Below are 15,599 nucleotides of genomic sequence, written 5' to 3'. Positions count from 1 at the left end.
TTAATCGATTACTGATTTGCGCACGTAGCCTTCGTCATAGCGTCCGGAATCGGAAATAATCGCTCTCCAGCTACCGGACGCTGATTTGTGTGCTGTGACGAATTGTCCGTGTGCTGCATCAATTGTGTAAATGACTTGTTCATCGTTTTTTTGCGCGTATACGTCGAGACGATTGCTTTGCTCTAAAATATCATCGTTGACTCGCGCAATATCGTAGCGCTCAAAATCTTTTCCACCGAGCGCGCGATCAATTCGGTACGCATGCCCGGCCGCCTTCGCACCCCAAAATTGGTCCGATGCATAGCGCACGTTCACACCTTGCACTTTGTTGCCAAAATACGCACCGTGCGCATATCCAGCACCTGGTGGAATGTAGTTTTTGTTTAAAAATTGTCCTGCTAACTCTAACACATTTCCTTCAATCGATGAAAATGTTTTGTTCGCTGGATTTTCATCAAACACGTACAAGCCGAATAAATTGTTGTACGTTTGTGCATGGTTGCTCATGCCGTAGTCGCTTTCATGTTGCGCGAGCGCTAAAATAAGCAATGCGTTCACATGTAGCTCCTGCTCGACTTTCTTTAACACCGTACCTAAGCCGAGCAGCTTTGATTTCGTCGCAGCATTAGCATATTTACCGCCTTGTTGCTGTCGTTCCTCTAGCATTTCAACAATGTACTTATCGAGCTGCTTAGCGCTGTAAGACGTCGTAGAACGCATCGATAAAAACTGGAAGTACGTTGGCTCATTGCCTACACGCTCACCTTCCTCATCGTAAAACGTATGCCCATCATTGCTGTAGTAGCGCTTACCTTCTTTTAAAAACGACGGCGCATCACTTACCGCAAATGACGACGTATGATCGTAACGATAATGGCGTACGTGAAACACTAATTGCCCGTCCTCGACTGTGTAATGCGTGCGCTCCATATAAAACGGCACGTACGTCACGTCGTCTGGCTCCATGTAAAACACTTCATTTGCCGCAAGTACTTTTATGTACGACGCTGTTTTCTCGAGCAATCGTAGCTCAGAGCTACCCGCTACATATGTCGCAGCGTCGGTCAAAGCCTTATCGTAATAAAGTTTTGTAATGCCTTGATCCGTCGTGATGACGAGCCCTTGCCCATCCGGAATGACAATCGCTTCATCATAATCAAACAGCACCGTCTCATCTGTCATAACAGCATCTGCTTCTTCACGCGACATAAACATCCCAATTATTTCTATTTTACCATCAACTAACTGTTCTACGCGATAGCGCATCGGTACATTATATTTTTTTTCGTAATCCGATGCGACAAGTGGCTGCCCACCTATCGTCAGCACGTTCGATGTAATTGTTAATGTGTAATGCCCTACTGGAAATCCTTGCTCTGGCGGTGAGATGTGTAGCTCGAGGCGATCGTCGCTTAATGTGATAATGCGCTCAACTGCTTCGCCTGATTCATGTACAAGCCTCACCCGCTCGTCTGTAATCGATGTCGCATCGATCGGTGTATGAAACGGTATTGTAATTGTTTCATCTGGCTTTATTTTCGTTATGCCCTCCTCTTTTTCCACCGCTTCTTGCTGCTCATTTGTCGTACAGCCAGCAAGCAGTAAAACGAGACATAACGTTAGCCAATGTAATGTACGCATATGTCACTTCCTTTCTACTACATATAGTAACGTAAATTTATTCGAAATGTTCATCGAAAACACGAACGTAATGATTTCGTAATAATTGTAAAAAAAATAACAAGAACTCGATGAACACGTCATCAAGTTCCTGCTGTTATTATTGAAGCACGCTCGCAATAATTGCGACTGCCTCATCAATTTCTTCGTTCGTTACGTTTAGTGGTGGCAATACGCGCAACACGTGTGGTCCTGCTTGCACCATTAACACACCCGCTTCCTCAAGCTTCGCAACGTACGGTGATACGTCCTCACCGCCTAAATAAATGCCGACCATTAGTCCTTGTCCTAAAATGCTAAACTTGTCGCCTGTTAATGCATCCGCTAGCTTTTGTTGTAAGTATGCACCACGCTCTTTTACTTGCGCTAAAAAGCTTTCGTCAAACACGTGATCGAGTACAGTTTGCGCAACTGCAACACCGAGTGGATTGCCACCAAACGTCGTGCCGTGTGAACCTGCGCTAAACGTGTCGTAAATTTCAGCGACACCGAGTAAGCCGCCGATTGGGAAACCGCCGCCTAACCCTTTTGCAAGCGACACTAAATGCGGCTTTAACACCGTTTGCTCAAATGCATAGCGCGTACCTGTACGGCCGATACCTGTTTGCACTTCGTCAACGATTAATAAAATGCCTTTTTCATTACAAATGTCCATAATCGCCTGCGCGAATTCAGGTGTTACTTGTGCTAAGCCGCCTTCACCTTGAATAACTTCTAGCATGATCGCTGCTACTGAATCGTCCGCTGCTGCTCGTAATGCTGCAACGTCGTTAAACGGTAAATGCGTAAACTGTGATACGAGCGGACCGAAGCCTGCTTGTACTTTTTCTTGCCCCGTTGCTGACATTGCCCCGAACGTGCGCCCGTGAAATGATTTTTCAAACGTAATAATATGATGCTTGCCTGTATGCTTGCGCGCCATTTTAATTGCCGCTTCGTTCGCCTCTGCACCTGAGTTACAGAAGAAAGCATGCGCTAAATGCGTGCCTTGTACGAGCGTTTGCGCAAGCTTTTCTTGTGACGGACTTGCAAATAAGTTTGACGTATGCCAAATTTCATTCGCCTGCTTCGTAATTGCGTCCACGATTGCTGGGTGTGCGTGCCCTAAACTAAGCACCGCAATGCCCGATGTGAAGTCGATATATTTTTTTCCTGCCTCGTCCCATGCGTACGTTCCTTGCCCCTTTACGAGTGCAATTGGACGTCTTGCATAGTTGCCAAATAATGCGCCCATGCTGTTACCCTCCTACGATCGTCGTGCCTGTCAGCTGGTCATTTACAATTTGTACAGTCGGAATGCCTGCTGCTAAACAGTCAAGTGCACCTTGTACTTTCGGAATCATGCCGCCGTAAATGTGTCCTTCTGCAATCCACGTATCAATTTGCTTTTTCGTCGCTTCTGTTTGCCACGTATCTTCAATGCGAATGCCTGATACGTCCGTAACAAGCAGTAAGCTCTCCGCTTGTATCGCTAGCGCCACTTCACTTGCAACTGTATCGCCGTTAATGTTAAGCGCCTGTCCGTTATCCGTTGCACCGATGCATGCGATTACTGGTACGAACCCTGCTTGTAATAATTGCTCAATCGCCTCATGTGCAATCGTTTGCACTTCGCCAACGTGACCGTATACCGCTTCGTCTAAATGCGTGCACGTTAGTAGCTTCGCGTCAAAGCCGTTTAAGCCAATTGCTTGAATGCCTGCGCGCGTTAGTTGGCTTACTAAATACGGATTTACTTCGCCGATTAGCGTCGTTTGCACAATATCAATCATCTCGTCTGTCGTCACACGTAATCCGTTTACTGTCGTCGATTCGATGTTCGCCTTCTTTAGCGCGCGGTTAATTGCTGGACCGCCGCCGTGTGTAATGACTAAATCATAATCTGTCTGCAACGCTTTAAAGTTTTTGAAAAATTGCTCGTTTAACTGCTCTAACGTTGAACCGCCTAGCTTAATGACGATTCGCTTACGAGCGGTAACTTGCGTTGATTTGTACGTAGTCATACGTTAAATCGCACCCCCATGCATGTCCGTGCCCTTCGCCGACACCGACTGATACATCAATTTTCACTTCATGCTGCTTTAAAATTTGAATTAATTTTTCTTCTGAGAATGGAATCGGCTCGCCGTTTTCAACCATCGTCGTGCCGCCAATTTGAATTGTGATCGCTTCTACGTTTACTTTCGCGCCTGAATAACCAACTGCTGCGATAATGCGTCCCCAGTTAGCGTCACAGCCAAATACTGCTGTTTTTACAAGTGGTGAGCCGACAACTGTTTTCGCAATTTTACGCGCTTCTACGTCGTTTTCAGCACCTGTTACTTCCACTTCGATTAGCTTCGTTGCGCCCTCGCCGTCTTTTGCGATCGCTTTTGCTAAATCTTGTGCTACTAAGTGAAGTGCTTCCGTGAATTTTGACCATTCCGGATGCACTGGCGTTAACGATTCATTCCCTGCTAAGCCGTTTGCCATGACAAGCACTGTATCGTTCGTAGACGTATCACCATCTACTGTAATTGAGTTAAACGTAATGTCTGTAATGTGTGAAAGTGCTGCTTGTAAATGCTCTGATTCGATGTTTGCGTCCGTCGTAATGAAGCCAAGCATCGTTGCCATGTTCGGCTCAATCATACCTGAACCTTTCGCTGTACCAGCAATGATCACTTCCTTGCCGTCAATTTCCGTGCTGTACTGCGTGTTTTTCATTACTGTATCTGTCGTTAAAATCGCCTGTGCAAAGTCGATTGCTGATTCTAAATCTTGCTTTGGCTCCATTTTCGGTAACCCTTGAACGATTGGCGCAAGCTTCATAATTTCACCGATAACACCAGTTGATGCGACACCAACTAATGATGGGTCGATGTTTAAACGCTCTGCTGCTAGCTGCTGCATCGCTTGCGCATCAAGTAATCCTTGCTTCCCTGTGCAAGCGTTCGCGTTACCTGAGTTGACGATAACTGCTTGCATTTTTTTCGTGTTGTATACAACTTCCTTCGTTACTTTCAGCGGTGCTGCTTGTACAGCGTTCGTTGTAAACACACCTGCTACTGCTGCTGGCACGTCACTTACAAGTAATGCTAAATCCTTTTTCTTATGCTTAATACCACAATGCATCCCTGCTGCTTTAAAGCCTTTTGGTGAAGTGATGTTTGTGCCTACGATTTTTTTAACTGTCATGATGTTTCCCCCTTAAATAAATAGTGGCACAACATGTAATCCTGTTGTTTGTGCAAAGCCACATTGTACGTTCATATTTTGAATTGCTTGTCCTGCTGCGCCTTTTACTAAGTTGTCGATGACGCCGACAATCGTTGCGCGCCCTGTACGCTCGTCTAACTGCACGAACACGTCACAGAAGTTCGAGCCTTTTACGCGGTTTGTGCCGATTGCGCCCGCTTCTGTTACGACGCGCACGAACGGATCATTCGCGTACGTTTCGTGTAAGCATGCGACAAGCTGTGCTTGCGTGACACCTGGCATTACTTGCGCATAGCTCGTCGCTAAAATACCGCGCGTCATCGGCACTAAATGCGTGTTAAACGTAATCGATACGTCCGCTCCAGCAAACATCGAAATCGCTTGTTCAATTTCTGGAATGTGCTGGTGCTTGTTTACTTTATAAATTGAGAAGTTTTCATTCGTTTCGCTAAAGTGCGTGCCTTGTGACGGCTTGTTCCCTGCTCCTGATACACCACTTTTTGCGTCAATTACTAAAAAGCTCGGGTCGATTAAGCGATGTTTAATAAGCGGTAATAATGAAAGAAGTACAGCTGTTGGATAGCAACCTGGATTTGCGACAAGTGCTGCGTCTTTTACTGCATCTGCATTCCATTCTGTTAAGCCGTATACACTTTGTGAAAGCGTGTCCGCTGGTGCTGCTTCCTTGCCGTACCACTCTTCATAAAGCGCGCGGTCTTGCAAACGGAAGTCTCCTGATAAGTCGATTAGCTTCGTCCCTTTATTCACGAGTGATGGTAATAGCTTGCTCGTCACTCCAGCTGGCGTTGATGCAAACACGACGTCAAGCTTCGTAATCGCGGCTTCATCAATCGCTTCCATTGGCGCGTCGTATAAGCCTTCTAAATGAGGATATTTTGCTGAGAAGGATTCGCCTGCTTCAGATGAAGAAAACAGCTGTAACGACTCCACTTCCTTATGCTGATGTAAAAAGCGAATTAGCTCTAAACCTCCATAACCTGTTGCCCCGATAATACCTACTTTCATCTATAAAACCTCCATTAAAATCGCTCTATTTATATATTTTAAACCGTCTAATTATTTCGATAATAGAGAAATTATATACATGTATATTTATTAAGTCAATTGAATTTTTATTTGTTTGTTAAATTTTTAGAAAAAACATTCAATTTCACGGGAAATCTTGTCGTTATGACGTAAAGTTGTCCATAACTTCTTCACAATTGCTAAAAAACGAAAATATTCACGCAATAAATTGCTCTTTCATACAATAATATACTGTATAATGTTACCTATAATCTAAGTAATGGAGGTAAAAATGGAGCACATTAAAACGTATCACTCAAAAACATTGCAAACATCCATCGGCGAAGTCATCGTCGAAGGACCGGTCACCGGCGAACAGCTTGCTCGTTACACGTTTCACGAAGGGCTTAAAGCGTTTCGCCAGCCAGAGCAGCAGCACAAAGCATTGGTCGGCATTGCTGACTTGCCAGAAGGTCGCATTATCGTTGCAAGACATGACCTGTTAGTGCTCGGCTACGTTACATATTTATATCCAGACCCGATGGAACGCTGGGCACAAGACCGCATTGAAAACATGATTGAATTAGGGGCAATCGAAGTTGTCAATGAAACGCGTGGCATGGGGCTTGGACGTGCTTTACTCGACATCTCGTTCCAAGACGAAGCAATGGAGCAATACTTAGTTATTACAAATGAATATTATTGGCATTGGGATTTAAAAGGAACGAACCGCACTGTATGGGAATACCGCAAAATGATGGATCGCATGATGAAAACAGCTAACTTTGAGGAGTTCGCAACAGACGACCCTGAAATTAGCAGCCATCCGGCGAACTGTTTAATGGCGCGTATTGGCAAACATGTGAAACCAGAAACGATGGAGCGCTTCGATCGCCTGCGCTTTAGAAGTCGATTTAACTTCTAATTACGACATTCGGGATTGGGAGATCGTTTGTTGCTCAACTGAAGCAACGAACGTTCATATTTTTAAAGGGGTGTATATGATGATTGTAGAACAAATTATGAAAACAGATTTAGTAACAGTACCGCCGACGTTAACGATTACAGAAGCACGCGAAGTTATGCGTCATAAAGGGGTACGTCATTTAAACGTCGTCGATCAACAAGGGGAATTTTTAGGCATTGTGACAGAGCGCGACATTAAAGAAGCACTTCCTTCTTATTTATCAAACGTACCAAATTCACCGGTATATCATGAGCCGCTTACGACGGTGCTTATTTCAGAGCCCATTACTGCTCACCCACTTGATTTCGTCGAGGAAATTGCGCTTATTTTTTACGAGGCACGCATCGGCTACTTGCCAATTTTATCAGGTGGCAAGCTTGTCGGTACAGTAACGACGAACGAGTTGCTCGACGTGTACATTGAAATGACTGGTGCTAATGAGCCTGGCTCGAAAATTGAAATTCGCGTAAAGGACGTACCAGGTGTATTAAACGACGTGACAGCGATCATCGCAGCGCATAAAGCGAACGTGTTAAGCGTACTCGTTTATCCTGACCAAACGGACGATACCGCGAAAATTTTGTCTATCCGAGTGCAAATGATCAACCCATTACCAATTATTACGGAACTGCGCGAAAGTAACTTTGACGTACTTTGGCCAAACGTTCCAGGTATTGTGTAATGCGTAACGCGTACTTCGTGTATTCACCAGAACAACTCGGATATAAATTTTCAGACGATCATCCGTTTAACCATAAGCGTTTAACGTTGACGATCGATTTACTGAAATCAATTGGTGCATTACACGATGACGATATTATTCCAGCCCGCATGGCGACAGATGAGGAATTACTGCTTGCTCACGACGCTGCGTATATCGATATCGTCAAAAAAGCAGGGCACGGTCAGCTATCCCCTGCACAATGTGAAAACTACGGCATCGGCACAGAAGATACGCCCGTATTCGAAAACATGCACGAGGCGAGCGCACTGCTTGTCGGTGGTACATTGACCGCTGTCGACTGCGTCATGGAAGGCAAGTCCAAACATGCGCTTAACTTAGCGGGCGGCTTGCACCACGGCTTCCGCGGTCGCGCATCAGGCTTTTGTATTTACAACGATAGCAACGTCGCCATTAAATATTTACAAAAAAAATATAATGCGCGCGTGCTATACGTCGATACAGACGCGCATCACGGAGACGGTGTACAATGGGGCTTTTATGACGACCCGAACGTCTGTACATTGTCGATTCACGAAACAGGTCGCTACTTATTCCCTGGTACAGGCGCAGTGACCGAGCGTGGCAACGGTGAAGGCTACGGCACGTCGTTTAACTTTCCGATTGATGCGTTCACCGAGGACGAATCGTTCCTTGAAATTTACGAGCAATCGATGCGCGACATTTTTGAATTTTTCAAGCCAGACGTTGTCATTACACAAAATGGCGCTGATGCTCATTACTTCGATCCACTTACACACTTATACGGTACAATGAATATTTATCAATACATTCCGAAGCTTGCGCGTGAGCTCGCGAATGAATATTGCGGCGGTAAATGGATTGGCGTTGGCGGCGGCGGCTACGACATTTGGCGTGTCGTACCGCGCGCTTGGAGCTACGTATGGCTTGCAATGAATGACATTCCGTATCCGACTGGAAACATTTCGGATGAGTGGCTTGAAAAATATCAACAAGAAGCACCTGTGCAGCTTGTACCGACGTGGGACGATCCACCGAATTTATATGAGCCGATTCCACGAACAGCTGAAATTCAAGAAAAAAATGCACAAATGATGAAAAAAGCGCTGCATATTATTCATAAAAATAACGTATAACGAAAAAAGGGTGTGCGACAGTCCAGTTCGACTAATCGCACACCCTTTATTTGTACATTACTTCCCGACTTTCACCGATTCACGCTGCTCAATGCGGTGCGGTAAAATGACGTTCACATCTTCTACTTGCTCTTTATTCATGAGCTTTGTAAGTAGACGCATCGCCACAGCACCGATATCATAAAGCGGCAGCACAACACTTGTAAGCTGAGGGCGTACCATACGCGCAAGCTTCGAGTTTTCAAAGCTCATCACTTCAATGTCCTCTGGCACGCGCACACCGCTATCTTGCGCTCCGTGAATTAACCCGATCGCAATTTCATCGTTGCCCGCAAAAAACGCAGTCGGTGGATTATCGATGACACTTAGCTTCGACCATGCTTCTAACCCGTCGTCGTATTGGTCATCTTCTGCATAAATTAAATTTGAATCCGTCGACAGCCCCGCATCTGAAAGCGCTTGCTCATATGCGCGTAGCTTGTAATGCCCGTTCACTGTATATGTTAAACAGCCCGACACGAACGCAATGCGCTTATGCCCATTCGCGATTAATTGATTGACCGCCTCATATGCCGCTTCATAATAATCGATGTTCACCGATGGAATTTTATTCGTTTTTTCGATTGACCCGGCAAGCACAATCGGTACAGACGTATGATCGAGCGCAAACTTAATTTTATCCGTTACTTCGTTTGACATCATGACAATGCCGTCTACTTGTTTCCCTAGCATCGTATCGAGTAGCTGTAGCTCTTTATCCTCGCTTTGGTCCGAGTTCGCTAAAATGATGTTGTAATGATACATCGTTGCGATATCCTCTACACCGCGCGTTAGCTCCGCCGTTAAGTTGTTGGCGATATCAGGAATGATTACCCCAACGGTCGTCGTTTTTTTACTTGCAAGTCCTCGCGCTACAGCGTTTGGACGATATTCTAAACGTTCAATCACTTCTAATACTTTTTTTCGTGTAGCAGGCTTTACATTTTGATTGCCGTTTACAACACGTGATACAGTTGCCATCGAAACATTCGCTTCACGCGCAACATCATAAATTGTAACAGTCAAGGACGTTCAACTCCTTTGCTCTCTTTTCTCTGTATTCATCATACGACAAAAACTGTACTATTTTCAATGCTTTGCCGTGGAAAAGCACTGCATTTCCCTAACTATTTCTGTATGTTGTCACACATTTACTGTTTTTTTGTAATGTAACAGGAGGAAAGAAGCTTTATGTTGCAGTGTTATTGTTTGCTATTTACGTCAATCCGGGCTTTACACTGTGGTCAACTTGATGTTCATTACAAAAGTATTGTCATATAGACGCGACACACTTCGCCTTCGTTCATCACATTAGGTCACCAACTATCTCCTCTTCTCGTTATAAGTTCCAATCTGCATATACACACTTAAAAACAAGCGTGTTAATTAGCCAATCAATTGCCAGAAGCGTATTGCGGCTCGCTTTCCTGGGGCTCGGCTCAAGCCTCCGCACCGCTCCTACGTCGCGCTTTACGGGGTCTTGAGGCACGAGCTGTTCCCCAAGGAGTCTCGCCGCACGCTTCCAGCCATTAACATGCCACATTTATTTCCAAGTTGTTGCTAAAAACAGCCGATTTCGCTGTATATAAATGACTAATCAACACACCTAATTTAAAAACTAATTATTTATCATATCTGTTCACAATAAAAAACAAAAATTACCAAATTAATGTATACTGTTAATATGCCACACTAAAAAAGGAGAAATGTTCATGTTAAACAAACAAAAACGGTACATGATGCTTACTTTTGCGTTAATCGGTTCATTAGGATTAACAGCCGTTACACCACCTGCGCAAGCATCACAAACGAACGAAGCTGTTACAACTACTCAAGCTACAAAATTATTTAAAGATATTTCAGCAACACATGTATACGCTAATGAGATTTATACGATGCGTGAGAAAAATATTATTAATGGCTATGAAGATAACACATTCCGTCCAAACAGTAAAATTACGCGTAAACACGCAGCAGCTCTAGTGTATCGTGCTGTACAATATGCACAATTAACAATTTCAAAACCCACTGTTGCTTTTTTCGCTCCTGTTGATGTAGCGACAACTGACACATATTACACAGCAATTAAATACTTAATGGAGCGTAATTTACTAAATGTAGATAAAGATAGGAATATTAATTTAAACGTGGAACTAACACGCGGCGAAATGGCAAATATTATTGCTACTGTGTTCGACCTTGATACAAAAGCTACATACACATTTTCTGATACAGCTGGTACAAATTATGAAAAGGCAGTTGAAAAGCTGTATACAAATGGCATTACAACTGGATATGAAGACGGTACATTCAGACCAAATGAAACCTTAACACGCGCGCATTATACATTATTCATGTATCGTGCGTTAGCTATCGCAACTGAGGTACTTCCAGAAATGAAACCAGTTGTATTCGATGATACTTCTGAGCCAATTAAAATTGGTTACGCCTCATATGTACCTTCAAATCATGTATTTGTCGATACTTCAAAACATAATCCTACGTATAAAACAACAATTGAAAATATTAAAACTGGTTTTATGACACTAAATACTGATACAAGCCAACTGACTATTAAACAAGTTAATTTGACGCATCCAACACTCGGCTTACCTAAAAACTATGTAAAAAACAATTCAACTATTATGGATCAAGTCAGAAGCTTAAATGTAAGTCCTGAACAGCAAGCTAAAAACCACGAAAGAGCTATGAAAATTCATAAAGAACGTAAATTTAGAGTACAAGGTGGTGGTCCTATATATCTAGAAAAAACGAATACAGATATGCCGATTAGTGTGAAAGCACAAAGTTTTGCTGGTTCGGTAGGTGTTTCCGTAAATCAATATATAGCATCATACGAATATGTTATGCGTACAGGCAACTTCTATGATGGTGGCACATACGCGTTATATATTTATAATAACTCTATTTCTGCGGTATCAAATAATCTAATCAATCACAACACAACAATTTACGATCAACGTCACATACAGTAAATCACGAAAAAAGCGAGCACAACATGTTTGACCATGTCGTGCTCGCTGTTAGTAGATTATTTTACTACGTCGTATTGCTTCATGAACTTTAATAATTCATCATGGAATGCGTCGAATGTTGGAATATCCATTTGTTGTTGTTGATCTGATAACGCTACTGATGGGTCTGGGTGAACTTCTGCCATTACGCCGTCTGCACCGATTGCGATTGCAGCTTTTGCACATGGTAATAATAAATCACGACGACCTGTTGAATGCGTTACGTCTACCATTACTGGTAAATGTGTTTCTTGCTTTAAAATTGGCACAGCTGAAATGTCTAACGTGTTACGTGTCGCTTTTTCGTACGTACGAATACCGCGCTCACAAAGGATGATGTTTTCATTCCCTTTAGACATAATGTATTCTGCTGCGTGAATGAACTCGTCGATTGTTGCTGCTAAACCGCGTTTTAATAATACAGGCTTGTCAGTTGCACCTGCTGCTTTTAATAATTCGAAGTTTTGCATGTTACGCGCACCGATTTGGATTACGTCGATGTATTCTAACGCTTCATCTAAGTCGCCTGGTGTTACGATTTCAGTAACGACACCTAAACCGCGCTTTTTCCCTACTTCGCTTAAGATTTTTAAGCCTTCTAAGCCTAAACCTTGGAAGTCGTATGGAGAAGTACGTGGCTTGTAAGCACCACCGCGAATTAATTTTAAGCCTTTTTCGCTAATTGATTTTGCAACTGCATCTACTTGCTCGTAAGACTCAACTGCACACGGACCGTAAACGAATGATGTACCATCTTTACCGATTAACTCACCATTGACGTTAACGATTGTATCTTCTGCTTTTTTCTTACGTGATACAAGCAGCTCTTTTTTCTTTTCAGCTTCTAATTGCTTAAGCGCTGTTTTGAAAATTTGCTTGAAGATGAAATCTACTGTCATTTGGTTTAATGGGCCGTTGTTATGCTCTTTTAATAAATCAAGCATGTGACGCTCGCGAAGAGGATCATAACGGTTAACACCTTGTTTCTCTTTAATCTTACCAATTTGTTCTACCACTTCGGCACGCTCATTAATTAAACGTAAAATTTCTAAGTTTAAACCGTCAATTTTTGAACGTAACACTTCTAATTCTTGTTGATTCATATACCGTTTCCCTCTCTTCCCCGTATCAAACCATTTCCTAACAAGCTAATGTATGATACATTTTTCTATATAACTTTATTATACATTATATTTTTTGAATTGTCACGCTTTTTAATTTAGCGCTTCAACTCACTAAAGTAATCTATTGTTATCTTATTATAGAAAGGAAGTGCCGGTATGTCAACTATTGACACACCAAACGCAAATCATTCATCTGTGGAAAAGTTATTCGCACTCGATATTGGCACACGCTCTGTCGTCGGCATCATTTTAGAGCAACGCGGTGAGCAATTCCACGTCATTGATATATTAGCAAAAGAACATAAAGAGCGCGCGATGGTCGATGGGCAAATCCATAACGTGCTATTCGTTGCGCAGTTAATTGAAGAAATTAAAGAAGAACTCGAAAAAACGCATGGCACGTTAACACATGTTAGCGTTGCAGCAGCCGGTCGCGCATTAAAAACCGAGCAAGCCGTTGCTAAAATGTCGATTGCAAGCAAGTCGCAGTTTACCGAAGAAGACATTCACCGCCTAGAGCTGCAAGCCGTTCAGCTCGCTCAGCAGCAGCTAGTCGCAAATCGCACCGATGCGAAGGCGAGCCATTATTACTGCGTCGGCTATTCGGTGTTGTATTACCGTTTAGACGATGATGAAATTGGCAGCCTGCTCGACCAACAAGGCGACGTCGCAGAAGTAGAAGTAATCGCGACGTTTTTACCGCGTGTCGTTGTCGAATCATTACTAGCTGCATTAAAGCGTGCAAACTTACAAATGGATGCGTTAACGCTTGAGCCAATTGCAGCGATTAACGTGCTCATTCCGCCGTCGATGCGTCGATTAAACGTCGCGCTCGTCGATATCGGTGCGGGAACGTCCGATATTGCGATTACTGACAAAAATACGGTCATCGCATACGGCATGGTGCCAACTGCAGGCGATGAAATTACAGAGGCGCTGAGCGATCATTATTTACTCGACTTCCACGTGGCAGAGGAAGCGAAGCGAAAAATTACGCTCGGTGAAGATATCGTCATTCAAGATATTTTAGGCTTTGATGAAATTCATAGCGCTGACGATGTGTGCGAAGCGATTGCACCAGCGATTACGCATTTAGCTAAATCAATTAGCGAGGAAATTTTACGCTTAAATGGTACAGCCCCAAAAGCGGTTATGCTCATCGGTGGTGGTAGCTTAACACCGCGCATTACAGAGGCGCTTTCAGCTGAGCTAGATTTACCGCTTAACCGCGTTGCTGTGCGTGATTTAAAAGCGCTGCAGGACGTGACGTACGATGAATCGATTCCAATGACGCCAGAGCTTGTGACGCCAATTGGTATCGCAATTGCAGCAAAACGTGCGCCTATTCATTACATGTCGCTTACAGTAAACGGTCGCGTCGTGCGCCTATTCGAAGTGAGCGATATGACAGTGTCGGACGCGCTACTTGCCGCAAATGTGCCAGCTGATACGCTATATGGCAAAGAAGGTCCACCGACAACAATTACGTTAAACGGACAAGTAATGACGATTCCAGGTACAGTCGGCGAGCCAGCAACGTTATTAATTAATGGTGAGCGAGCATCGCTGAAAACAATTATTAAGCATAACGACGTTGTTACATTAACAGAAGGTACGCAAGGTGAACGCGCGAACGTTTACATGCGTGACTTACTCGATGATGTATCGGCGAAGGTCATTACGTTTCAGCAGCAATCATACACGGTTGAACCAACGTTAACGATCAATGGTCAGCCTGCAACAGCCGACACGAAAATCGAAAACGGCGACGGGTTAAAAATTACGATGGTCGATACGATTGCTCAATTTTTAACGATGATTGGTCAAGAAAGTGTATTACAGCAGCTACAAGCGTTTTACGTAGCGATTGACGGAAAACCTGTGACAATGCCAATGTTTTCTGGCGAAGTGCTATTAAATGGGCATAAAGTGAAAACGAATTATCCGCTGCAAAATGGTGATGTGTTAGCAGTCACAATTCCGAGCTTACCGACTGCGACAATGGTTGCCCAGCAGCTCAATTTAACGCTCGTTGATTCGATTACAGTAACGTTCCAAAAAGAAACGTGCACACTATCACGTACGCTTGCAGAAATGCTTGTTGATGGTGAGGCTGTTGCACCTGATGCACCGATTCGCCAGGGCGCACGCATCGAAGTCGTAACGAAGGAAAGCGGTCCATGGGTGTATCAAGATGTATTCCGCGTATCTGCGTGGCAGCTTCCGACGGCGTTTAAAGGGTCGTTTACCATTTTACGCAACAATACACCGTGCAGCTTCGACGATCCGATCTTCGGCGGCGATGTGCTCGAAATTCAATTACAACCTGTTCACGCGTAACTCTACTTATAAAGTGCAATCTATATACATTGAACTTAATATTGTACCGTTCTTTTGTTTCGGCGGACGCTTTTCGCGGGCGTGGAGGCGAACACGATGTTTGTTCTGAAGGCAGGTCTGTTGATTAGCCACTTTTATACAGCTGAATCTGTTGTTTTCAGCAGCAAATACTGACATGAATGCAGCGTCGTAGTGGCATGGAGCGTGCGGTGAGACTCCTTGGGGAACAGCTCGTGCCTCAAGACCCCGTAAGCCGCGACGTAGGAGCGGTGCGGAGGCTTGAGCCGAACCCCAGGAAAGCGAGCCGCAATACGCGAACTGCCAGTTGAATGGCTGATCAACACGCTTGTA

12 protein-coding genes are annotated in these 15,599 nt (G+C 43.9%); 5 read left to right on the top strand and 7 right to left on the bottom strand.

Annotation, left to right across the window (positions count from 1 at the left end):
- The 5 genes from A6K76_RS11030 to argC all read right to left on the bottom strand — a co-directional run bounded on the left by A6K76_RS11030 (position 1) and on the right by argC (position 5,904).
- A complete protein-coding gene (locus tag A6K76_RS11030; protein WP_066465042.1) occupies positions 1-1,641 on the bottom strand; it encodes a glucosaminidase domain-containing protein in 1,641 nt (546 codons plus the stop codon).
- Positions 1,642-1,780: 139 nt separating this feature from the next.
- Positions 1,781-2,914: an acetylornithine transaminase gene (locus tag A6K76_RS11025; protein WP_066465040.1), complete on the bottom strand. Its 1,134-nt coding sequence runs from the start codon at positions 2,912-2,914 to the stop codon at positions 1,781-1,783.
- Positions 2,915-2,918: 4 nt separating this feature from the next.
- Entirely contained in the window at positions 2,919-3,683 is a 765-nt protein-coding gene (gene argB, locus A6K76_RS11020; RefSeq protein WP_066465038.1) for an acetylglutamate kinase, read from the bottom strand.
- Positions 3,646-4,857, bottom strand: a complete 1,212-nt coding sequence (gene argJ / locus A6K76_RS11015) for a bifunctional glutamate N-acetyltransferase/amino-acid acetyltransferase ArgJ (RefSeq protein WP_066465036.1) — start codon at positions 4,855-4,857, stop codon at positions 3,646-3,648. Before argJ ends, argB begins: the two co-directional genes overlap by 38 nt.
- 12 nt (positions 4,858-4,869) lie before the next feature.
- The gene (gene argC, locus A6K76_RS11010) at positions 4,870-5,904 is read right to left on the bottom strand and encodes an N-acetyl-gamma-glutamyl-phosphate reductase (RefSeq protein ID WP_066465035.1); all 1,035 of its coding nucleotides are present in this window, start codon (positions 5,902-5,904) and stop codon (positions 4,870-4,872) included.
- Positions 5,905-6,196: 292 nt separating this feature from the next.
- Between argC and A6K76_RS11005 the strand changes: the two genes are divergently transcribed.
- The 3 genes from A6K76_RS11005 (at position 6,197) to A6K76_RS10995 (ending at position 8,710) form a co-directional block, all read left to right on the top strand.
- Entirely contained in the window at positions 6,197-6,829 is a 633-nt protein-coding gene (locus A6K76_RS11005; RefSeq protein ID WP_066465034.1) for an acetoin dehydrogenase, read from the top strand.
- Between the two features lie 79 nt (positions 6,830-6,908).
- Entirely contained in the window at positions 6,909-7,553 is a 645-nt protein-coding gene (locus A6K76_RS11000) for a CBS and ACT domain-containing protein (protein WP_066465033.1), read from the top strand.
- Positions 7,553-8,710, top strand: a complete 1,158-nt coding sequence (locus A6K76_RS10995) for an acetoin utilization protein AcuC (RefSeq protein WP_066465031.1) — start codon at positions 7,553-7,555, stop codon at positions 8,708-8,710. Before A6K76_RS11000 ends, A6K76_RS10995 begins: the two co-directional genes overlap by 1 nt.
- A gap of 57 nt (positions 8,711-8,767) precedes the next feature.
- Here A6K76_RS10995 and ccpA read toward each other — a convergent pair whose 3' ends face one another.
- The gene (gene ccpA / locus A6K76_RS10990; RefSeq protein WP_066465029.1) at positions 8,768-9,775 is read right to left on the bottom strand and encodes a catabolite control protein A; all 1,008 of its coding nucleotides are present in this window, start codon (positions 9,773-9,775) and stop codon (positions 8,768-8,770) included.
- Positions 9,776-10,461: 686 nt separating this feature from the next.
- Here ccpA and A6K76_RS10985 point away from each other — a divergent pair.
- Entirely contained in the window at positions 10,462-11,745 is a 1,284-nt protein-coding gene (locus tag A6K76_RS10985; RefSeq protein ID WP_066465027.1) for an S-layer homology domain-containing protein, read from the top strand.
- Between the two features lie 56 nt (positions 11,746-11,801).
- Here the strand turns inward: A6K76_RS10985 and A6K76_RS10980 are convergent, their stop codons facing one another.
- Positions 11,802-12,887: a bifunctional 3-deoxy-7-phosphoheptulonate synthase/chorismate mutase gene (locus A6K76_RS10980; RefSeq protein WP_066465025.1), complete on the bottom strand. Its 1,086-nt coding sequence runs from the start codon at positions 12,885-12,887 to the stop codon at positions 11,802-11,804.
- A 177-nt stretch (positions 12,888-13,064) separates the two neighbouring features.
- On the opposite strand from A6K76_RS10980, the gene pilM reads away from it, so the two are divergent.
- The gene (gene pilM / locus A6K76_RS10975; RefSeq protein WP_066465024.1) at positions 13,065-15,248 is read left to right on the top strand and encodes a pilus assembly protein PilM; all 2,184 of its coding nucleotides are present in this window, start codon (positions 13,065-13,067) and stop codon (positions 15,246-15,248) included.
- Positions 15,249-15,599 lie beyond the last annotated feature (351 nt).

This window comes from Caryophanon latum (assembly GCF_001700325.1).
Classification (GTDB): Bacteria; Bacillota; Bacilli; order Bacillales_A; family Planococcaceae; genus Caryophanon; species Caryophanon latum.
Note: the sequence above shows the minus strand (reverse complement) of the source record. Positions and strands in the feature narration are given on the sequence as shown.